At 60.6% G+C, this 20651-nt stretch carries 19 protein-coding genes; 13 read left to right on the top strand and 6 right to left on the bottom strand.

From position 1 onward, the window contains the following. Positions 1–3: 3 nt before the first annotated feature. A complete protein-coding gene (locus AACY19_RS16715) occupies positions 4–768 on the bottom strand; it encodes an SGNH/GDSL hydrolase family protein (protein WP_339452008.1) in 765 nt (254 codons plus the stop codon). Positions 769–957: 189 nt separating this feature from the next. Here AACY19_RS16715 and AACY19_RS16710 point away from each other — a divergent pair, with 189 nt between their 5' ends. The 4 genes from AACY19_RS16710 to fabF all read left to right on the top strand — a co-directional run bounded on the left by AACY19_RS16710 (position 958) and on the right by fabF (position 5714). Continuing rightward, a complete protein-coding gene (locus AACY19_RS16710; RefSeq protein ID WP_339452006.1) occupies positions 958–2952 on the top strand; it encodes a polysaccharide biosynthesis protein in 1995 nt (664 codons plus the stop codon). Between the two features lie 111 nt (positions 2953–3063). Continuing rightward, positions 3064–3399 carry a ComEA family DNA-binding protein gene (locus AACY19_RS16705; RefSeq protein ID WP_339452004.1) on the top strand — a complete coding sequence of 112 codons (336 nt, stop codon included), beginning with the start codon at positions 3064–3066 and terminating at the stop codon, positions 3397–3399. 214 nt (positions 3400–3613) lie between these two features. Then, positions 3614–4417 (top strand): SDR family NAD(P)-dependent oxidoreductase, encoded by an 804-nt coding sequence (locus tag AACY19_RS16700; protein WP_339452002.1) that lies wholly within the window; start codon positions 3614–3616, stop codon positions 4415–4417. A 22-nt stretch (positions 4418–4439) separates the two neighbouring features. Then, the gene (fabF, locus tag AACY19_RS16695; RefSeq protein ID WP_339452000.1) at positions 4440–5714 is read left to right on the top strand and encodes a beta-ketoacyl-ACP synthase II; all 1275 of its coding nucleotides are present in this window, start codon (positions 4440–4442) and stop codon (positions 5712–5714) included. On the opposite strand, the gene AACY19_RS16690 is transcribed toward fabF, so the two are convergent. The 3 genes from AACY19_RS16690 to eat all read right to left on the bottom strand — a co-directional run bounded on the left by AACY19_RS16690 (position 5711) and on the right by eat (position 8065). After that, positions 5711–6265: a TetR/AcrR family transcriptional regulator gene (locus AACY19_RS16690; protein WP_339451997.1), complete on the bottom strand. Its 555-nt coding sequence runs from the start codon at positions 6263–6265 to the stop codon at positions 5711–5713. The genes fabF and AACY19_RS16690 overlap by 4 nt on opposite strands. 138 nt (positions 6266–6403) lie before the next feature. After that, positions 6404–6571, bottom strand: a complete 168-nt coding sequence (locus tag AACY19_RS16685; protein ID WP_339451995.1) for a DUF2897 family protein — start codon at positions 6569–6571, stop codon at positions 6404–6406. A 129-nt stretch (positions 6572–6700) separates the two neighbouring features. Beyond that, positions 6701–8065 (bottom strand): ethanolamine permease, encoded by a 1365-nt coding sequence (gene eat / locus AACY19_RS16680; RefSeq protein ID WP_339451993.1) that lies wholly within the window; start codon positions 8063–8065, stop codon positions 6701–6703. A gap of 400 nt (positions 8066–8465) precedes the next feature. Between eat and kdpF the strand changes: the two genes are divergently transcribed. The 6 genes from kdpF (at position 8466) to AACY19_RS16650 (ending at position 16596) form a co-directional block, all read left to right on the top strand. Further along, complete coding sequence (kdpF, locus tag AACY19_RS16675; RefSeq protein ID WP_007899818.1) at positions 8466–8555, top strand: K(+)-transporting ATPase subunit F; 90 nt, start codon at positions 8466–8468, stop codon at positions 8553–8555. Between the two features lie 8 nt (positions 8556–8563). Further along, positions 8564–10258 (top strand): potassium-transporting ATPase subunit KdpA, encoded by a 1695-nt coding sequence (gene kdpA / locus AACY19_RS16670; RefSeq protein WP_339451991.1) that lies wholly within the window; start codon positions 8564–8566, stop codon positions 10256–10258. A gap of 10 nt (positions 10259–10268) precedes the next feature. Then, the gene (gene kdpB / locus AACY19_RS16665; RefSeq protein WP_339451989.1) at positions 10269–12326 is read left to right on the top strand and encodes a potassium-transporting ATPase subunit KdpB; all 2058 of its coding nucleotides are present in this window, start codon (positions 10269–10271) and stop codon (positions 12324–12326) included. A 195-nt stretch (positions 12327–12521) separates the two neighbouring features. Then, positions 12522–13067, top strand: a complete 546-nt coding sequence (gene kdpC, locus AACY19_RS16660; RefSeq protein ID WP_339451987.1) for a potassium-transporting ATPase subunit KdpC — start codon at positions 12522–12524, stop codon at positions 13065–13067. 130 nt (positions 13068–13197) lie between these two features. Beyond that, positions 13198–15849 carry a sensor histidine kinase KdpD gene (locus AACY19_RS16655; RefSeq protein WP_339451985.1) on the top strand — a complete coding sequence of 884 codons (2652 nt, stop codon included), beginning with the start codon at positions 13198–13200 and terminating at the stop codon, positions 15847–15849. A gap of 48 nt (positions 15850–15897) precedes the next feature. Next, positions 15898–16596, top strand: a complete 699-nt coding sequence (locus tag AACY19_RS16650; protein WP_339451983.1) for a response regulator — start codon at positions 15898–15900, stop codon at positions 16594–16596. A 140-nt stretch (positions 16597–16736) separates the two neighbouring features. Here the strand turns inward: AACY19_RS16650 and AACY19_RS16645 are convergent, their stop codons facing one another. Next, a complete protein-coding gene (locus tag AACY19_RS16645) occupies positions 16737–17783 on the bottom strand; it encodes a patatin-like phospholipase family protein (protein ID WP_339451981.1) in 1047 nt (348 codons plus the stop codon). A gap of 216 nt (positions 17784–17999) precedes the next feature. On the opposite strand from AACY19_RS16645, the gene AACY19_RS16640 reads away from it, so the two are divergent. The 3 genes from AACY19_RS16640 (at position 18000) to AACY19_RS16630 (ending at position 20088) form a co-directional block, all read left to right on the top strand. Next, entirely contained in the window at positions 18000–18278 is a 279-nt protein-coding gene (locus AACY19_RS16640; protein ID WP_129394926.1) for a hypothetical protein, read from the top strand. Between the two features lie 78 nt (positions 18279–18356). Next, complete coding sequence (locus tag AACY19_RS16635; protein WP_339451977.1) at positions 18357–19121, top strand: CHAD domain-containing protein; 765 nt, start codon at positions 18357–18359, stop codon at positions 19119–19121. 172 nt (positions 19122–19293) lie between these two features. Continuing rightward, a complete protein-coding gene (locus tag AACY19_RS16630) occupies positions 19294–20088 on the top strand; it encodes an acyl-CoA thioesterase (protein WP_339451975.1) in 795 nt (264 codons plus the stop codon). Position 20089: 1 nt separating this feature from the next. Here AACY19_RS16630 and AACY19_RS16625 read toward each other — a convergent pair whose 3' ends face one another. Continuing rightward, positions 20090–20455 carry a terminase gene (locus AACY19_RS16625; RefSeq protein WP_339451974.1) on the bottom strand — a complete coding sequence of 122 codons (366 nt, stop codon included), beginning with the start codon at positions 20453–20455 and terminating at the stop codon, positions 20090–20092. Between the last annotated feature and the right edge of the window lie 196 nt (positions 20456–20651).

The following is a 20651-nucleotide window of genomic DNA, read 5'->3' as shown; positions in this document are numbered from 1 at the left end:
ACCTCACCTGCGGCGAAAGAAACGCTCCACCAGCCTGCCCAAGAGCATCGGCTTGCTCTTTGCGAGATGTTCTTCGACAGGCTGGGTTACACCGCTTGATTGATCCGAATGCGCGTAACATTCAAGCATCGGAGCCAGCAGCGGGGCAATCATTTGCGCATGGGCAGAAGGGTCGTAGTGATGATCGCTCGGATCGGGGTTTCGAAGCGTTTCTTTGAGAAATCCCGTTGCGTCCATCGACAGACTGTCCATATTTATATGACTGATGCCCTGCTTGGCGCAAAAAGCCTCCATCAAACTATTGAACTCAATAGTCAGCCGGGTTCTTTCAGCAAGAGTGGCCTGCACTTCCTTGCGCAAATTGGCAACCTCGCCCCAATCCATGCCATCTCGAATGGTTGGAAGGGGGGTGCTGATGCAGATCACATGATGGGTCTGTTGAATGTCTTGAAGAAGCTTCCGATAGTTATCAACTGCCGTTTGCAACATTTGCGATACGGCGCTGCCGTGCTTTTGCGCTCGATACCAAATCACAAAACCGGTGTCGACCTCACCTAGCATTACGATCGCCGTTTTGGCGGTTGTCGCCTCCAGCGCTGCAGTGAACTGTGGCATGGCCTGAGTTACGGCGTTTGGATTTTTCAATCCGGAAACGGTTGCCCCTCCTACCGAAGTCACTTCGAACGTGTATTCGGGAAGCAGTGCTCTCAGTGTTTCGGAGTTGAATACCGATGCGTGAGAGTCGCCGAGTACAACTACTGGGATCATTGTCTGATTAATTCCTGGTTCATCTGGGTTGCGAGAAGGCAATGGTGAAATTCTATAGGGTCACCGCGTTTAGTCCGAGAGCGAATTCACCTTTTCTCGGGCCAATTATTCAGATGAAGACGCCAGCATTGAGGTTACAATGCTCGCCGTCGACTGTTTAAGGAGGGAGCCAAGTGCTCGAGCGGCTGAATGGATAAAGTGCGGACTGTCTTGCTGGGTTTGCCTCGTAAGCAAAAACGTTTGCTGCAGGTGGCTACCGACGTCGTTCTGGTCTGGGTTGCTCTCTGGTTGTCGTTCATCGTGCGCCTCGGCATCGATGACATGTACAACCCCTTGAAGGCCCACATCTGGCTCTTTGCCTTCGCCCCTGTCATCGCCATTCCACTCTTTATTCGCTTTGGCATGTACCGGGCGGTGATGCGTTACTTCGGTAACGATGCCCTGATTGCCATTGTCAAGGCAGTCAGCCTGTCCTCGCTGATACTGGCCGTGGTCGTTTACTGGTACAGCAATCACGAAGCGGTGGTGCCGCGCTCGATCATCTTCAACTACTGGTGGTTGAGCATGATGATCATCGGCGGGCTGCGCCTGTGCATGCGTCAGTTTTTCATGGGCGACTGGTTTACCGCAGCTCAACACGTACCGTTTACCAGCCGCGATGACGGTTTGACCAAGGTTGCCGTGTACGGTGCCGGTGTCGCCGGCAACCAGTTGGTCGCGGCTCTGCGCATGGGCCGCGTCATGCGTCCGGTGGCCTTCATCGACGATGATCCGGGGATTTCTGATCGTTCGATTTCCGGGCTTCAGGTCTATAAACCCAAGCATATTCAACACATGATCGACGTCACTGGTGCCCAGGAGATACTCCTCGCGCTGCCGTCGTCGACCCGCGCCAGGCGCCGGGAAATCCTCAACCTGCTCGAGGGTTTCCCGCTGCACGTGCGCAGTGTGCCGAATTTCACCGACCTGGCCAGTGGTCGGGTCAAGGTCGAGGATATCCAGGAAGTGGATATCGCCGACTTGCTCGGACGTGACGCTGTACCGGCCCAGCCGGATCTGTTGGCGCGTTGCATCACGGGCAAGGTGGTGATGGTCACAGGCGCGGGTGGTTCGATCGGTTCCGAGTTGTGCCGGCAGATCTTCACCCTCGGGCCGACCACGCTCGTGTTGTTCGAACACAGCGAATTCAACCTCTACAGCATTCTCTGCGAACTTGAGCAACGGGGTTGCCGGCAGTCGGTTCCGGTGCGTCTGTTGCCTATCCTCGGTTCCATCCGCCATCAGGACAAGCTGCTGGATGTGATGAAAACCTGGAAAGTCGACACCGTGTATCACGCTGCGGCCTATAAGCATGTGCCGATGGTTGAGCACAATATTGCTGAAGGTGTGCTGAACAACGTGATTGGCACCCTCAATACGGCGCAGGCAGCCTTGCAGTCGGGCGTATCGAATTTCGTGCTTATTTCCACTGATAAGGCCGTGCGCCCCACGAACATCATGGGCAGCACCAAGCGTCTGGCCGAGTTGACACTGCAGGCCCTCAGCCGTGAAACCGCCCCGGTATTGTTTGGTGACAGTGCCAACGTGTCGCGGGTCAACAAAACCCGGTTCACCATGGTGCGTTTCGGCAATGTCCTCGGCTCCTCGGGGTCGGTGATCCCGCTGTTCCACAGCCAGATCAAGTCCGGTGGCCCGCTGACGGTCACTCACCCGAAAATCACCCGCTACTTCATGACCATTCCTGAAGCCGCCCAACTGGTGATCCAGGCCGGCTCCATGGGGCAGGGCGGGGATGTGTTCGTGCTGGACATGGGCGAGCCGGTGAAAATCGTCGAGCTGGCTGAAAAAATGATCCACCTGTCGGGCTTGAGCATCCGCTCCGAACGCAATCCGCAGGGTGATATTTCCATCGAGTTCACCGGGCTGCGGCCAGGTGAAAAGCTCTACGAAGAGCTGTTGATCGGCGACAACGTGGCGGCCACCCAGCACCCTATGATCATGACGGCGAGCGAAGATCACCTGCCGTGGGATGTGCTGAAAACCCGCTTGAACGAATTGCTTCTGGCCGTGGAGCGCGATGATTACGCACGCGTCCGTCAACTGCTGCGCGAAACCGTCAGCGGCTATATGCCGGACGGCGAGATCGTCGACTGGATCTATCAGCAGCGCCGCCTCGAGCCCTGATTGTTTCACATTCTGTAACTGTCACATTTTTGACTTGTCTCCAGCATGACCTACTTTTGGAGAGCAGCTTGGGAAAAAGCTGCTTTCTCAAATGATGATGGAGCGTCACTTATGCGTACCGGTTACTTCTGTTCCCTGATTTTTGCCCTGCTCACCAGCGCGTCGATTACAGCAATAGCGGCACCCGTGGCTCCCGAACAGGCGCCGAAAGCTGCTGTGGTGATTGATGCCGCGGCCACTGCTGAAAGTCCAAAACTGAACCTGAACGACGCGGACGCCGCAACGCTACAAAAAGAGCTGTCTGGTATTGGGGAAGCCAAGGCCAATGCGATTGTTGCCTATCGTGAAACAAACGGGCCTTTCTCCTCGGTGGATGAATTGCTGGAAGTGAAGGGCATCGGCAAGGCGATCCTGGATCGTAATCGTGAAAAGCTGGAAGTGAACTAAGCTCATTGTTCAACGCCAAGGGGGCCGGTCATTGACCGGCCTTTTTTGTTCGCTTCGCCGCAGTCTGCCGCCGTAGATTCACAGGGCATTCGTCGGTTGATTAAAAATTACGGCTATCATATTCGTTTTTGATTATGCCTATAATAAATCACCGCCCCGGATTCCCTGTTCTTCGGCGGCCATTCTCATTTCGCGCATTTTCAGGAGTACTGGCATGACTTCCGCAAAAAACCAAGGTATGGCTCTCGTCACTGGCGCATCGTCTGGTATCGGGGCGATTTACGCCGAGCGCTTGGCCGCGCGCGGTTTTGATCTGCTGCTGGTGGCCCGTGACCAGGAGCGTCTCGAAAATGCTGCGCGCACTTTGCGCGAGACGCATGGCGTTCAGGTTGAAGTGCTCAAGGCCGACCTGACGCAGAAGGATGACGTACTCAAACTGGAGCAGCGTTTGCGCAGCGATTCGAACATCAGCCTGCTGGTCAACAACGCAGGTGTCGCCGCCGATGGGCTTTTGGCCAACTCCGATATGGAGCAACTGGAGCGACTGATCCAGCTGAACATCACCGCCGTCACGCGTCTGGCCTCGGCAGCGGCTGCCAGTTTCGCCAAGGCCGGTCGCGGCACGATCATCAATATCGCCTCGGTAGTGGCCTTGTTCCCGGAGCGTTTCAATGCCACCTACAGCGCCAGCAAAGCCTATGTGCTGAGCCTGACGCAATCCTTGAACGCAGAACTCGACGGCACCGGTGTGCAAGTCCAGGCGGTGTTGCCTGGCGTGACCCGTACTGAAATCTGGGAGCGCTCGGGTATCGATGCCAGTGGTATTCCGGAGGAAATGGTCATGGACGCGGGCGAAATGGTCGATGCGGCATTGGCCGGTCTGGATCAAGGTGAGTTGATCACCATTCCTTCGCTGCCGGACGCAGGCGAATGGCAGGCATTCGTTGCAGCTCGCCATGTCATGGCGCCGAATCTTTCCCGCAGTGCCGCCGCCCAACGCTACAAGTCCGGTAATTAAACTGATCAGAGGTCACCACGGTATGGATTCGCGTCGAATAGTCGTCACGGGCATGGGCCTGGTTTCACCGTTGGGCAGCGAGGTCGAAGTCGTCTGGCAGCGTTTGCTGGCGGGACGTTCCGGTTTGCGTCATTTGCCTGAGGCAGTGGTCGCTGATTTGCCCACGCGAGTCGGCGGCGCGGTGCCGACACTGGAAGAGGATGCTGAAGCAGGTTTCGATCCGGATCGTGCGACACCGCCAAAAGAACAGAAGAAGATGGACCGCTTTATTCTGTTTGCCATGGAGGCTGCCCGGCAAGCGTTGGAGCAGGCTGGCTGGCATCCTTCTGAGGGCCAAAGCCAGGAGCGTACCGCGACGATCATCGGCTCCGGCGTCGGTGGTTTTGGTGCGATTGCCGACGCCGTGCGCACGACGGACAGTCGTGGCCCGCGACGCCTGTCGCCGTTCACCATTCCCTCCTTTCTGGTCAATCTCGCGGCGGGACACGTGTCCATTCAGCATGGCCTCAAAGGACCATTGGGGGCTCCGGTGACAGCGTGCGCTGCGGGTGTTCAGGCGATTGGCGATGCGGCGCGATTGATCCGCGCCGGTGAGGCGGACATTGCGGTGTGTGGCGGCGCGGAAGCCTGCATCGACCGCGTCAGTCTCGCCGGGTTCGCTGCAGCGCGGGCACTGTCGAGCGGTTATAACGATACCCCGGAGCGCGCGTCACGGCCGTTCGACAGCGGTCGCGACGGTTTCGTCATGGGTGAGGGCGCGGGGCTGTTGGTGATCGAATCCCTGGAGCATGCGTTGGCTCGTGGCGCGCAACCGTTGGCGGAACTGGTCGGTTATGGCACCACTGCTGACGCCTATCACCTGACCGCCGGGCCTGAAGATGGCAGCGGTGCGCGGCGTGCGATGACACTGGCACTGGCGCAGGCGGGTGTCGAGCCGGATCAGGTGCAGCACCTCAATGCTCACGCGACCTCGACGCCAGTGGGCGACCTCGGTGAGCTGGCGGCGATCAAAGCGTTGTTCGGCACGCGAAATAAAATCGCCGTGACCTCGACCAAATCCGCCACTGGACATCTGCTTGGTGCTGCCGGCGGGCTTGAGGCGATCTTCACGCTGTTGGCCATTCGCGATCAAGTGGTACCGCCGACACTGAACTTCGACAACCCCGATCCGGCGAGCGCAGGGGTGGACATCGTTCATGGCCAGGCGCGGCCCATGTCGATCGAGTATGCACTGTCCAACGGTTTCGGGTTTGGTGGGGTCAATGCCAGTGTGTTGTTCAAACGCTGGCAGGCTTAGTCGCGGTTCTTGAGGTGATCGCGGGTGACATCGAGGATGCGTTGCGCAAACTCGGTATCCGCGATACTGCGTGAGAGCAGCAGCGCGCCGACCAGTGTCGACATGATGACAATGGCGCGGTCAGCGCTGTTCTCGCTTTCGAGGCAGTTCCCGATCTGCTCCAGCCGTGCGTTGAGAACCATGTCACTGGTGGGACTTGGCTGGCCACGCAGGCCCAGCTCCGAAGAAATGGTCAGCAACGGGCAGCCTTCATGGGGCGACGTTTGATGCCATTCGGACAGGTACGTCTCGATAAACACATCCAGCGCATTATCCTGTGAAAAAATCTCGGCACATAAGCCGTCGACCTGGTTACCGGCCTCCTGCAAGGCCTTCTCGACCAGTTCGTCCTTGGATTTGAAGTGCGAGTAGAAACCGCCATGGGTCAAGCCCAACGCTTTCATCAGGGGTTGCAGACCTGTCGCGCCGATTCCGTCCTTGCGAAAGCGTGCCGAAGCCTCTTTGATGATGCGCTGATGGGTCTGGGCTTTATGATCCTGCGAGTAACGCATTTGGAGCTCTCCGCAACAAGAGCGCCATCTTAACCATGGAAAATTAAATGGTGACCGTACTTCTACTTCTAAAAACCATGCAGATGAGTCCAATTGGTACTGAAAAGACAAACCCCGCCAATCCGGCGGGGTTTTCTTTTAGCGGTCTTGCGCGTCTTTGGCGTCCGCTTCGGCGTTGCGCGCGGCTACACGCTTGCGTTCCTCATCGGTCAGTTCGACCTTGTTGGCGGTGTCTCGCAACATCATCAGACCGCCAACGATCGAGCCGATTGCAACGGCCAGAATCAACCAGGCATACCAGGGCATAACGGCTCTCCTTAAAGGCAGTTCGACGGGCGAGGATTTCGCCGTGCGACGCTGCCTACCACGTTTGAGCGAAGTGACTTCGCAGTGGTTCCATTCTAGGCCGCTTGCATCCGGTACACCCGAAATCCCTCAATTGCCTGTCAGCATTGCATCGGCCGGTGCGGCGGCACGCAGTTGCCCGGTCAGCAGGAAGTAACCGAAACCGACCGCCATGAAACCGAGGAAGATCAGCCCGATCAACGTGTTGAACCACGCCATCGCCACCAGGCACACCACGGCCAGCACCAGTGCGATCAGCGGGATCAGCGGATAACACGGGGCGCGGAAAGTGCGCTCCAGATTCGGTTCGGATCGGCGCAGTTTGAACAGGCTGAGCATGCTCATGATGTACATCACGATGGCGCCGAACACGGCCATGGTGATCATCGCGGCAGTGAGCGTCATGCCCCCGAGGTTGATCAGGCCGTCACTGTAGATCGCCGCGATGCCAATGAGGCCGCCGGCGATGATCGCCCGGTGCGGCGTCTGGAAGCGCGACAGTTTCGCCAGCGAGGCCGGCAGGTAGCCGGCGCGGGCAAGGGCGAAGAATTGCCGCGAGTAGCCGAGGATGATCCCGTGAAAACTCGCCACCAGGCCGAACAGACCGATCCAGACCAGCATGTGCAGCCAGCCGGAATTGTCGCCCACCACGCTTTTCATCGCTTGCGGCAGTGGATCGTTGATGTTGGCCAGGGTACGCCAGTCACCTACGCCGCCGGCGAAGAACATCACCCCCATCGCCAACAGCACCAGGGTCAGGATGCCGCTGATGTACGCCTTGGGAATCGTGCGTTTGGGGTCCTTGGCTTCTTCGGCGGCCATCGCCGCGCCTTCGATGGCGAGGAAGAACCAGATCGCAAACGGGATGGCCGCGAACATGCCGGCGATCGCTGGCGCGCCAAACACGTCCGAGCCCGCCCAGCCATTGAGGGCAAAGTTGCTGAAGCTGAACGCCGGTGCGACCACGCCCATGAACACCAGCAACTCGGCGACCGCCAGCACACAGACAATCAATTCGAACGTCGCCGCCAGCTTCACGCCGAGAATGTTCAAACCCATGAAGACGATGTACGCGCCGACCGCCGCGTGTTTCGGATCGAGCGCCGGGAACTGCACATTGAGGTACGCGCCAATCGCCAGGGCAATGGCCGGCGGGGCGAAAACGAATTCGATCAGCGTGGCCAATCCAGCGATCAATCCGCCTTTCTCACCAAAGGCGCGACGGCTATAGGCAAACGGCCCGCCCGCATGGGGAATCGCCGTGGTCAGTTCGGTGAAGCTGAAGATGAAGCAGGTGTACATGGTCGCGACCATGAACGAGGTCACCAGAAAGCCGAGTGTTCCGGCCACGCCCCAGCCGTAACTCCAGCCGAAATACTCCCCGGAAATCACCAGCCCTACGGCGATGCCCCACAGGTGCAATGTGCCCAGCGTGGGTTTGAGTTGTGTGTTCATGCGCATGCTCCCTGAACGGTTTGGAAAGCTCGGGGGAGGGCGCGTGCAGTGGGCGTGCCATTGCTGTGAAACAAGTCGTAATGAGTTGAAAGCTGTCGTATCGGGGATGTTCGCGGCGGGATAACTGCTTTTTGTGCGCCAGTTGAGTGCGATCTTGACGGTTATGCCGTCTTCGCGAGCAGGCTCGATCCCACAGGGGAATGCCTTTCAAAGGGGGGGAGCGAGCCTGCTCGCGAAGAGGCCCGGCCTGACGGGGCAAAAAAACTGCTGTAACGCCCGCATAAACCCACTTTTTACACATTCTTTATGCCCAGCCAGACCCCTCAGTCTCGTTCCTTTACAGCCTCCTTTCCGACAATGCCTCCACACGCGGCAATACGCCGTAATACGGAGATCTTCCATGAGCGTTCTGGACGGGGTGTCACTGCTATTGGCAGTGGGGCTGTTCATTTATCTGTTGGTTGCGCTGTTGCGCGCGGATCGGAACTAGGAGCGGCTATGCACAGTTATGACTATTGGCTGATCCTCGCGTTCTTTGCGCTGGTCTTGCTGCCGGCGCCTTTCCTCGGGCGCTTCTACTACAAAGTGATGGAAGGCCAGCGCACCTGGCTGACGCCGGTTCTCGGCCCGGTCGAGCGCGGTTGCTATCGCATTGCCGGCGTTGATCCGCAGGCTGAGCAGAGCTGGCAGAAGTACACGCTGGCGCTGCTCGCGTTCAACCTGGCTGGCTTCCTGCTGCTGTTCGCGATTCTGCTGTTTCAGGATCATTTGCCGCTCAATCCGCAGAACCTGCCCGGCCAGGAATGGACGCAAGCATTCAACACGGCGGTCAGTTTCATGACCAACACCAACTGGCAGTCCTACAGCGGTGAAGCAACCCTCAGCTACCTGAGCCAGATGGTCGGCCTTACCGTGCAGAACTTCGTCAGCGCCGCCACCGGCCTCGCCGTGCTGGTTGCGCTGTGCCGTGGTATCGGTCGCAAATCCGCCCAGACGCTCGGCAACTTCTGGGTCGACATGACCCGCGCCACGCTCTACGGTCTGCTGCCGCTGTGCCTGCTCCTGGCACTGTATCTGGTCTGGCAGGGCGTGCCGCAAACCTTCGCGCAGTATGTGAATGCAGTAACGATGCAGGGCGTCGATCAAGTGATCCCGCTCGGCCCGGCCGCCAGTCAGATCGCGATCAAGCAACTGGGCACCAACGGTGGCGGCTTCTTCGGCGTCAACTCGGCGCACCCGTTCGAGAACCCTTCGGCGTGGAGCAACCTCTTCGAAGTCGCATCGATCATTTTGATCCCGGCAGCGCTGGTCTTTACCTTCGGCCACTACGTCAAAGACCTGCGTCAGAGCCGCGCGATCATCGCCTGCATGCTGGCGCTGTTCCTGATCGGCGGCGCGACCTCGCTGTGGGCGGAATACCAACCGAACCCGACCCTGAACAACGCCGCCGTCGAACAGACCGCGCCGCTGGAAGGCAAGGAAGCGCGCCTCGGCACCACGGCCACCGTGCTCTGGTCGGTGACCACCACAGCCGCCTCGAACGGCTCGGTCAACGGCATGCACGACAGCCTCAACCCGCTCAGCGGCATGGTCGCGCTGGTCAACATGATGGTCGGCGAAGTGATCTTCGGCGGCGTCGGTGCGGGGCTCTACGGCATGTTGCTCAACGTGCTGATCGCGGTGTTCCTCGCCGGTCTGATGATCGGCCGCACGCCGGAATACCTCGGCAAGAAACTCCAGGCCCGTGAAGTGCAATTGCTGGTCGTCACGCTGTTGGTGATGCCGGTGGGCGTGCTGGTTCTCGGCGCGATTGCGGCAGTGCTGCCCGGCCCTGCGGCGACCATCAGCAACCCCGGCCCGCACGGTTTCAGCCAGTTGCTGTACGCCTACACCTCGGCCAGCGCCAACAACGGCTCGGCCTTCGGTGGCTTGAGTGCGAACACGCCGTATCACAACCTGATGCTCGGTCTGGGCATGTTGATCGGTCGCTTCGGTTACATCCTTCCGGTGCTGGCACTGGCCGGTAGCCTGGCGATGAAGAAAGCCGCACCGATTGGCCAGAACAGCTTCCCGACTCACGGCCCGCTATTCGTGACCCTGTTGACCGTGACCATTTTGCTGGTGGGCGGCCTGACCTTCCTGCCGACCTTGGCACTGGGCCCGATTGCCGAACATCTGAGCATGGGTTTCTGAGGAATCAATGATGAATATGCCCGCAATCAAACCTGTTGCTGCAAAAGCACCGGAACAAGCGAAAACCTCGATCTCGGCCCTGTGGCGGCCGGCGCTGGTGCAAGCCTTCGTCAAGCTCGACCCGCGCCAGTTGATGCGCTCGCCGGTGATGCTGGTGGTCGAACTGACGGCGATTTTCACCACCGTGCTGTGCTTCATCCCGGACAACGTCGTGCCGACTTTTGTCGCTGCGCAAATCGCCCTGTGGCTGTGGTTCACGGTGCTGTTCGCCAACTTCGCCGAAGCGTTGGCCGAAGGTCGCGGCAAGGCCCGCGCCGACAGCCTCAAGGCCGGCAGCGAAGGCCTCAGCGCACGGCGCAAACAGGCCAATGGCAGCTTTCAGGTGGTGCCGGCGGCGAGTCTGCGCAAAGGTGATGTGGTGCGTGTTGAAGCGGGGGAGATGATCCCCGGCGACGGCGAAGTCATCGAAGGCATCGCGGCGGTCAACGAAGCGGCGATCACCGGTGAATCTGCACCCGTTATTCGCGAGTCCGGCGGCGACCGCTCGGCCGTCACCGGCAACACCCGACTGGTGTCCGACTGGTTGCTGGTGAAGATCACCGCCAACCCCGGTGAGTCAACGCTCGACCGCATGATCGCCTTGGTTGAAGGCGCCAAACGGCAGAAGACTCCGAACGAAGTCGCGCTGGATATTCTGCTGATCGGCCTGACACTGATCTTCCTGCTGGTGGTGGTGACGCTGCAGCCGTTCGCTCACTTCGCCAATGGCAGCCTGCCGCTGGTGTTCCTGGTGGCGCTGCTGGTCACGCTGATTCCGACCACCATTGGCGGTCTGCTGTCGGCGATTGGTATTGCCGGGATGGATCGTCTCGTTCGCCTCAATGTGATCGCCAAGTCCGGTCGCGCGGTGGAAGCGGCGGGGGACGTGCACGTGTTGCTGCTGGACAAGACCGGCACCATCACCTTCGGCAACCGTCGTTGCAGCGCGGTGTATGCCGCGCCGGGTGTCAGCGGTCGCGACCTGGCCGAAGGCGCGTTGTTCGCTTCGCTGGCCGACGAAACCGCTGAAGGCAAATCCATTGTCGAGTACCTGCGCGGTCTGCATCCGCAGCCTGAGCCGGCGCTGGAAACCCTGACTGCTGTGCCGTTCAGCGCACAAACCCGCTTGTCCGGCGTCGACTATCAGGGCCGCATCTATCGCAAAGGTGCGGTGGACTCGCTGCTGAGTTTCCTCGGGCAAAAACGTGCGGATCTGGCCCCGGCGCTGTCGCGGGAAATCGACAAGATCGCCCAGAGCGGCGGCACGCCGTTGCTGGTCTGCGCCGATGGCAAGTTGCTTGGCGCGATCCACCTCAAGGACATGGTCAAACCCGGCATTCGCGAACGCTTTGCCGAACTGCGCAAATTGGGGATTCGCACGGTGATGGTCACTGGCGACAACCCGCTGACGGCGGCTGCCATCGCTGCGGAAGCGGGCGTCGATGACGTGCTCGCCGAAGCCACCCCGGAGAAAAAACTCGCGCGCATTCGTCATGAACAGAACGACGGTCGTCTGGTTGCGATGTGCGGCGACGGTGCCAACGACGCCCCGGCGCTGGCCCAGGCGGACGTCGGCATGGCAATGAATGACGGCACCCAGGCGGCACGCGAAGCGGCCAACATGGTCGACCTCGACAGCGACCCGACCAAGCTGCTCGACGTGGTGCAGATCGGCAAGGAATTGCTGGTCACGCGTGGTGCGCTGACGACGTTTTCCATCGCCAACGATGTCGCCAAGTACTTCGCGATTCTACCGGCGTTGTTTGCCTCGATTTATCCGCAACTGGGCGTGCTGAACATCATGCAGTTGACCAGCCCGCAGAGCGCGATCCTGTCGGCCATTGTCTTTAACGCCTTGATCATCGTCGTGCTGATTCCACTGGCGTTGCGCGGCGTGCGGGTGCAAGCGGCGAGTGCAGCGGCATTGTTGCGGCGCAATCTGCTGATCTACGGACTGGGCGGGATTCTGGTGCCGTTCGTGGGGATCAAGGCGATCGACATGCTGCTCACGGCGATGCATCTGGTGTGAGGCTGACACCGCACCCCCTCACCCTAACCCTCTCCCGGAGGGCGAGGGGACTGACCGAGCCGAGCTCAGGTTTTGAACAGCATGCAAGTCGGCTCCCTTTCCCCCTCGCCCCTTGGGGGAAAGGGCTGGGGTGTGGGGGAGAAGATCTCCCTGACACCCCGCAAAATTTTGCCCAACGAATTCGAGGATCTTGAAATGTCCACAATGATACGTCCGGCCCTGAGCCTGCTGGTGCTGATGACCCTGGTCACCGGCGTTGCCTATCCGCTGGTGGTCACCGGTGTCGCGCAAGTCGCGTTCCCCGCACAGGCCAATGGCAGTCTGGTGCATGACGCTGATGGCAAGGTGCGCGGCTCGGCACTGATCGCGCAGGATTTCGTCGGCGATGCGTGGTTCCATCCACGGCCATCTGCCGGTGCGTTTGCTACCGTTTCCAGCAGCGCGAGCAACCTGGCGCCGAGCAATCCGGCGCTGGCAACCCGCGTGATCGACGATGCCAATAAATTGCAGGTTCCGGGGCAAGGCCCTGTGCCATTGGCCCTGCTGACCACCTCCGGCAGTGGCCTCGATCCACACTTGCCACCGGCTGCAATTGCCTATCAACTGGCGCGAGTTGCGGCAGCGCGAAACGTGCCCGTGACGACCTTGCAGCAACTGCTCGATGCGCATACCGAACAGCCGCTGGTGGGGCCACCCGTGGTGAATGTGCTGGCGTTGAACATGGCACTGGAAAAACTGTAAATCGGCAGCGTGCCCCTTCGCGAGCAGGCTCGCTCCCACAGGAATACGCGTTCCAGATGTGGGAGCGGGCTTGCTTGCGAAGGGGCCATAACGGCCACCGCACAACTATCAGCAAGAGAGAACATCAAGCATGAGCGACTCCGGCCGCGCCGACGCCCTGTTAGCAGACCTGCCCCGTGACGGCCGTGGCCGGCTCAAGGTTTTCCTCGGCGCCGCCCCCGGTGTCGGCAAGACCTACGCCATGCTTCAGGCGGCGCACACACAACTGCGCCAGGGCGTGAAAGTTATTGCGGGCGTGGTCGAAACCCATGGCCGCGCCGAAACCGAAGCGCTGCTCGGCGGTCTGCCGCAGCAACCGTTGGTGCGTTCGGAATACCGTGGCGTGATGCTCGAAGAAATGGACCTCGACGGCATCCTCGCCGCCAAGCCGAAACTGGTGCTGGTCGATGAACTGGCCCACAGCAACGCCCCTGGCAGCCGTCACGCGAAACGCTGGCAAGACATTCAGGAACTGCTCGCCGCCGGCATCGACGTGTTCACCACGGTCAACGTCCAGCACCTCGAAAGCCTCAACGACCAAGTGCGCGGTATCACCGGTGTGCAGGTGCGCGAAACCCTGCCGGACTGGGTGCTGCAGGAAGCCTATGAACTGCTGCTGATCGACTTGCCACCGCGCGAATTGCTCGAGCGCCTGCGCGAAGGCAAAGTCTACGTACCGGAACAGGCGCGCGCCGCCATCGACGCATTTTTCACCCAGACCAACCTCACCGCTTTGCGCGAATTGGCGATGCAAACGGCCGCCGCGCAAGTCGACAACGATCTCGCCCAAGGCTATCGCCAACTCGGCCAGGCGGCGCCAGCGGTGCGCGGTCGCTTGCTGGTCGGCGTCGATGGTGACGAGCAGGCTGAACGGCTTGTGCGCCACGCCAGTCGCGTCGCCCAGCGCCGGCATTTGCCGTGGAGCCTGGTGCACGTCGACAACGGCAGCGTGCGCGACGAGCAATCGCGCCTGCGCCTGCAAAGCGCGCAGCAATTGGCCGAGCGACTCGGTGGCGAGGTGGTTCTACTGCGCGCCGGTGAGGTGGCGAAAACCCTGATCCAGCACGCTGCCGAACGCCGTGCGAGTCTGGTGCTGGTCGGCCAGTCGCGGCCACGCCTGCGCCGGCGTCTGTTCGGTGGCGGTCTCGCGGCGCGTTTGTTGCGTCAGGCCCATGGTCTGGAAATCAACGTCCTCGACAGCGACCGGCAGGATCATCAACCGCGTCCGCGCAACAAACTGACGCTGGTGTGGTTCGACTATGCGCTGGTGCTGGTTGCTACGGTGTTGGCCACTGCCTTGGCGTGGGCGGTATCCAGCGTGTTGCCGCTGCCGAACATCTCGCTGGTGTTCCTCGCCGCCGTGTTGCTGGTGGCGGTACGCAGCAGTCTTGGCCCGGCGCTGGCCTGTGCGGCGCTGTCGTTTCTGACCTATGACTTTCTGTTCATCCCGCCGAATTTCTCCTTCAGCATCCAGCGCGAAGAAGATGTGCTGACGCTGCTGTTTTTCCTGCTGATGGCGGCACTCACCGGCAATCTGGCGGCGCGTCAGCGTCGGCAGTTGCAGGCCTTGCGCGACACGCAGGAAGAAACCACCGAACTGCTTGATCTGTCGCGCAAACTCACCGCCGCGACGGATCGACAGGCCGTGATCAGTGCCGCCGCCCAGCACCTCAATGGCTGGAGCGATCTGCAACTGTGCCTGCTCAACCGTGACGGCCAGGGCGCCTGGAAAGTCGAGACCGGCGGCCCGCTGCAATTCACCGAGTCCGAACGCGCCGCCGCCGATTGGGCCTGGCAACACGATCAACCGGCGGGCATGGGCACCGGCACATTGCCGTTCGGGCGCTGGTGGTGGTGGCCGCTGTCAGTGGAGGACGGGCCGCTGGCGTTGCTTGGCGTTTGTGCCAAGGAAGGTCAGACCTTGAGCGGCCAGCGTCGGCGCCTGCTCACCGCGTTGAGCCAGCCGTTGGCGCAAGCGCTGGCCCGGGCGCAACTGGCCGATGATCTGGAAGCAGCACGTCTGCATGGCGAAACCGAACAATTGCGCAGCGCCTTGCTGGCCTCGGTGTCCCACGATTTGCGCACACCGCTGACCGCCATGCGCGGCAGCATCGACAGCCTGTTGGCCCTCGGCGAAGCGATCCCGCTGGAGGATCGCCGCGAACTGCTCGAAGGCACCCGCGATGAAGCCGAGCGCCTCGACCGCTACATTCAGAATCTGCTCGACATGACCCGTCTCGGCCACGGCGCCTTGAAGCTGGCACGGGATTGGGTGTCGCCCGCTGACATCGTTGGCAGTTCGCTCAATCGCCTGCGCGCGGTGCTCGCGCCGTTGCAGGTCAGCACCGAGGTACCGAGCGAGTTGCCACTGCTGTTTGTGCATGCGGCATTGATCGAACAGGCGCTGGTCAATGTGCTGGAAAACGCCGCGCGCTTTTCGCCGGTTCACGGTCGATTGCAATTGCGCGCAGGTGCCGGCGACGAAGAAATTTTCTTCTCGGTCAGTGACGAAGGGCCGGGCATTCCCGAGGCGGAGCGGGCGAAGATTTTCGACATGTTCTACACCGCCGCCCGGGGTGATCGTGGCGGTCAGGGCACGGGCCTCGGGCTGGCGATCTGTCAGGGCATGGTCGGAGCCCACGGCGGGCGCATCAGCGTCGATGACGGCATCGATGGGCGCGGCACCTGCATTACCTTGCACCTGCCATTACAGGCGCAACCGGGGGTGGACAATGAAGCCTGAATCCGACTGCGCTATTCTCCTGCCAATCTTTCGCATTGATGTGAATTCATGAGCCAGACCGCGACCATTTTGGTCATCGACGACGAACCGCAGATCCGCAAATTCCTGCGCATCAGCCTCACTTCCCAAGGCTATAAAGTGCTCGAGGCCGGCACCGGTGCCGAAGGACTGGCGCAGGCGGCGCTGAACAAACCGGATTTGCTGGTGCTCGATCTCGGTCTGCCGGACATGGACGGTCAGCAAGTGCTGCGCGAGTTTCGCGAGTGGGCCACGGCGCCGGTGCTGGTGCTGTCAGTGCGCGCCAGCGAAGGGCAGAAAGTCCAGGCGCTGGATGGTGGCGCCAATGACTACGTGACCAAACCGTTCGGCATCCAGGAATTTCTCGCTCGGGTGCGTTCGTTGTTGCGTCAGGCGCCGGCAGGGGAGGCGCAGCAGGCGGCGTTGAACTTCGGCCCGCTGACTGTGGATCTGGCCTATCGGCGGGTGCTGCTCGACGGCGCCGAAGTGGCGCTGACCCGCAAGGAGTACGCGGTGCTGGCGCAACTGGCGCGGCATCCGGGGCGAGTGATCACGCAACAGCAATTGCTCAAGGATATCTGGGGGCCGACCCATACCGAGGACAGTCATTACCTGCGGATTGTGGTGGGTCATTTGCGCCAGAAGCTGGCAGATGATCCGACGCGGCCAAGGTTTATCGTGACAGAGGCAGGGGTTGGGTATCGTCTGATCAGCGACAACGATCTCTAGCCACTGGTTGTCCCGGCGCACGCCATCGCTGGCAAGCCAGCTCCCACAGGTTTTTCGGCTGTGATTGAATTCTGTGTATCACACCGACCACGGTGGGAGCGGGCGTGCTCGCGAAGAGGTCCTGAAATGCAACAAGAAAGTCAGCTTCGATCACCCTGCTCACTGTCATACCGATCCAGCGTATCCCGCGCAATCTCGCGCCCCAGCGCGATCAATTCCGGCGCCTTGTAGAATTCGAAAAACCGGCACACGCGCTTCGGCACGTTGATCAGGATGTCCGGCGGATACCCGGCAATCTTGTATTGCGCCAGAGAGGTCTGCATCACCTCGAAACTCTGGTTGATCAAGTCCAGCAACGAGGCTGGCCCGACGTTATCGATGATGAACGACCCGGTCGCTGACTTCGGCGCGCCTTCGCGTTCGGGCGCAGCGGCCGGTTGCTGACTTTCAGGTTCGGCACCTTCAAGCCATGGATTGATATCCGCTGCTTCGGCGCGCAGGGCTTCTTGCTCCAGCAACAACAACTGCTCGGCCTGCTTGCGGCGGAACGGCATTTTCGAGCCAAGCGAACTGATCAGGCTGTCGAAGCGCGAGCGGAACGCGGCAGGACGCTGGATCACCGGTAATTTGTAATGGCGTTGGTTGGTCGAATTGAGATTGACCGCGATGATCAGATCACAGTGGCTGGACACCACCGGCACAATCGGCAATGGGTTGAGAATGCCACCGTCGACCAGCATGCGGTTGCCCTGCATCACCGGAGTGAACAGGCTGGGGATCGCCGCCGAGGCGCGCATGGCCTGATGCAGGCATCCTTCCTGAAACCAGATTTCCTGCTGATTGGTGAGGTCGGCGGCGACGGCGGTGTAGGGGATGCGCAGGTCTTCGATGTTGATATCGCCGACGATCTTGCGGATCTGCCCGAAGACCTTCTCGCCGCGAATTGCGCCGAGGCGAAAGCTCACGTCGACCAGACGCAGCACGTCGAGATAATCCAGGCTTTCGATCCAGTTACGGTATTCGTCGAGCTTGCCGGCGGCGTAGATTCCGCCGACTACCGCGCCCATCGAACAACCGGCAATGCAGGCGATTTCGTAACCGCGTTTCTCGATCTCTTCAATGACCCCGATATGGGCGTAGCCCCGGGCGCCACCGGAGCCCAGCACCAGTGCGACTCGCTTTTTCATCCAGCTTCCTCCCGACAAGGTTCCACAATGCACCCATCGCGCAAGTGGCTCAATCGCCGAGGTCGTTGAGTGCGCCGGCAGCGTCGTTTTTTCGATACCGGATGACCCTTTGGCACTATCCTGTCGTCATCGCACATTCACGCGGCGACAAGGCACTTTTTCGCCGCCTGACCGTCTTACCTGCACGACTGTTTCCCTGACGTTGAGGTGTAAATGATGAAAGCCTGGATCTGTGTGCCGTTGATTGCTCTGGCATTGGCCGGTTGCGCCGGTAAAACCGCTTACCGCGACAGTTGCGGCAGCCAGCTCGACGCCGCGTGGCATGAGCTGGATCTGGCCAAGGCCGAAGGCTTTGCCGGCACCGTCAGTTATTCCAAAGCCCTGTCTTTGCTGACCGCCGCCAAGACCCAGCAGCAGTTCGAAGGGTTCGAAGGATGCAGCAGCAAAGCCGAAAAGGCGCGGTTCTACATTCGCGAATCCCGCGCCGGCCGCTAAGCTGCTGACGTGAAGCAAGGAAGCTGCGTTCACTGGGCGGCAGAATGATCCTCAAGCCATTTGAATCAGGAGCAAGTGATGTCTGCGTTGGTTGATCGGTTGGTGGCTCATGTCCTGAGCCTGGAGGTGCGGCTGCTGGCCTGTCAGGCCCGAATGACGGCGCGCACCGATCCCGAGGCCTTGCATGACTTGCGCACCACCGTGCGGCGCCTTCGCAGCCTGTTGCGACCGTTGTGCGGTTTGCCCGGTGTCGAACAACTGGAAGACGCCGCTTCGGCTGTCGGCCAATTGACCACGCCGTGGCGTGATCGCGAGGTGTTGGCGGCGTACCTGCTCAAGCACGATCAACCTGAAGCCGCGCAACGGCGCATGGCGCAAATGGCCGAGGCCTATCCGGCGCTGGCGGCGAGTGCCGAAGTGGCGTCGCTGATGATGATTCTCGACGCCTTCCCACGCTTCCTGCGGGCTTCCCAGCGTCAGGGCTTGCTCAAGGGTTTGGACAAACGCATCGAAAAACGCCTCGGCAAACAGTGGAAGAAACTGGATGAGGCGCTGCACGATCCGGCCCATGATCGCCATCGTTTGCGCCTGCTGATCAAGCGTGTGCGTTATGGCATTGAGGCCTATCCCGAACTGGACCGGTTGCCGGAAGCGGCGCTGAAGCGATTGAAGTCCGCGCAAGGTGCGTTGGGTGACTGGCACGATTGCTGGCAGTGGCTGGCGAAGGCGCAGGTCGAAGCGGATCTGCAACCCTGCGTCGCCACTTGGCAGGCAACCATGATCGAGGCCGAAACCACGTCCGACCGCGTACTTGAAAAACTCAGCAGCACCTGCTTCAAATAATCCCGAAACATCCACATCCTCCCTGCGGGAGCGGGCTTGCTCGCGCAGTGTGTTGTGTGTCGGGAGGCGGTGTAAGGCCTTTCTGTCAGCCCATTTGACCGGAATAGACGCTGCGGTGCCCTGCGTGGCTGGTTAAGATCCCTGCATTCATTTTCCGATTTTTGAGGTTGCCATGCGCTTTAGCGATTTGCTCGATGCGGTCCGCCGCCAACCGGAACTGACGATTCCTGCCGAGTGGGGTCAGGGTCGCGCCAGTTTCGGTGGACTGATCGCGGCGCTGCAATATGAAGCCATGCGCGCCAAGGTGCCGGCAGACCGCCCGGTCCGTTCGCTGGCGATCACCTTTGTCGGTCCGGTCGAACCGGACGTTCCGGTGAGTTTTGAAGTCGATGTACTGCGCGAAGGCAAAGCCGTCAGCCAGGTCATGGGCAGGGCCGTGCAGAAGGGCCAGGTGGTGACCATTGTCCAGGGCAGTTTTGGTGCTTCGCGGCCTTCTGAGGTTGCAGTCGAGGCGTATCCGGCGCCTCAAATGAAACACTGGGACGAATGCCAGGAGTTGCCGTACATCAAAGGCGTGACTCCGGAATTCATGCGTCATCTGGCGATGCGCTGGAGCGTCGGCGGCATGCCGTTCACCGGCAATCAATCGCGGCTGATGGGTGGCTGGGTGCGGTTACGCGGGGATGTCAAGGAAGAGCCGGTCAACGAGGCGCATCTGCTGGCCTTGGTCGATGCATGGCCGCCCGCGCTGTTGCCGTATTTGAAGAAGCCTGCGCCAGGCAGCACGCTGACCTGGACCATCGAATTCGTGCAGCCGCTAAACGACCTGAGCACGCTGGACTGGTGCCAATACCTGGCCGACATCGAGTACGCCGCCGACGGCTACGGCCATGTCGCCGCCAAGCTGTGGAGTGCGCAAGGGCAGTTGATTGCCATGAGTCGCCAGACCGTCACGATATTTGCCTGACTCAATGCCGATGGTGGCGCTCACGCCATGCGCGCCACCAGCCGCCACTGAGGAAAAAACGCGGAAAGGTCAGAAACTGTTCGACCAGCAGACGTGAGACCGCATCCTTGCGATCACTGAACGGCTCGGAGGCTTGCGCCTCCAGGCTGTGGCCGTGGCGCTGCAAACCCAGCGCCGCAACAATACCGATTACGCCGATGGCGACGCTGGCCAGATTCAGGCTGAACACCCCGGAGACGATCAGCAGAAACGCCACGATGAATAGTGGCACGGCGATCAGGTGCAACACCAGATTGGCCGGGTGCTGGTGATTGCCCGGGTACGCGCGCCATTGCCACGCGGGAAGGTTGGGGTGACGTTTGCCCATGTTGATGACTCCTCGATCCATGTTGAACACATGGTTGAAGAATAGGCCCGGGCGGGGAGGGCGGCGAATCAAGGTTGGCTATTGGAGTGATAGGCGTCATCGCAGGATTCGATGCTGGATGGAATGACGCCTTCGCGAGCAAGCCCGCTCCCGCATTGGACCGGTGCGCACACAAATCCCCTTGTGGGAGCGGGCT

The sequence above is a fragment of the Pseudomonas sp. EA_5y_Pfl2_R50 genome (assembly GCF_963970475.1).
Lineage (GTDB): Bacteria > Pseudomonadota > Gammaproteobacteria > Pseudomonadales > Pseudomonadaceae > Aquipseudomonas.
The sequence above is the reverse complement of the archived record's forward strand: the minus strand, read 5'-3'. Positions and strand labels throughout refer to the sequence as shown.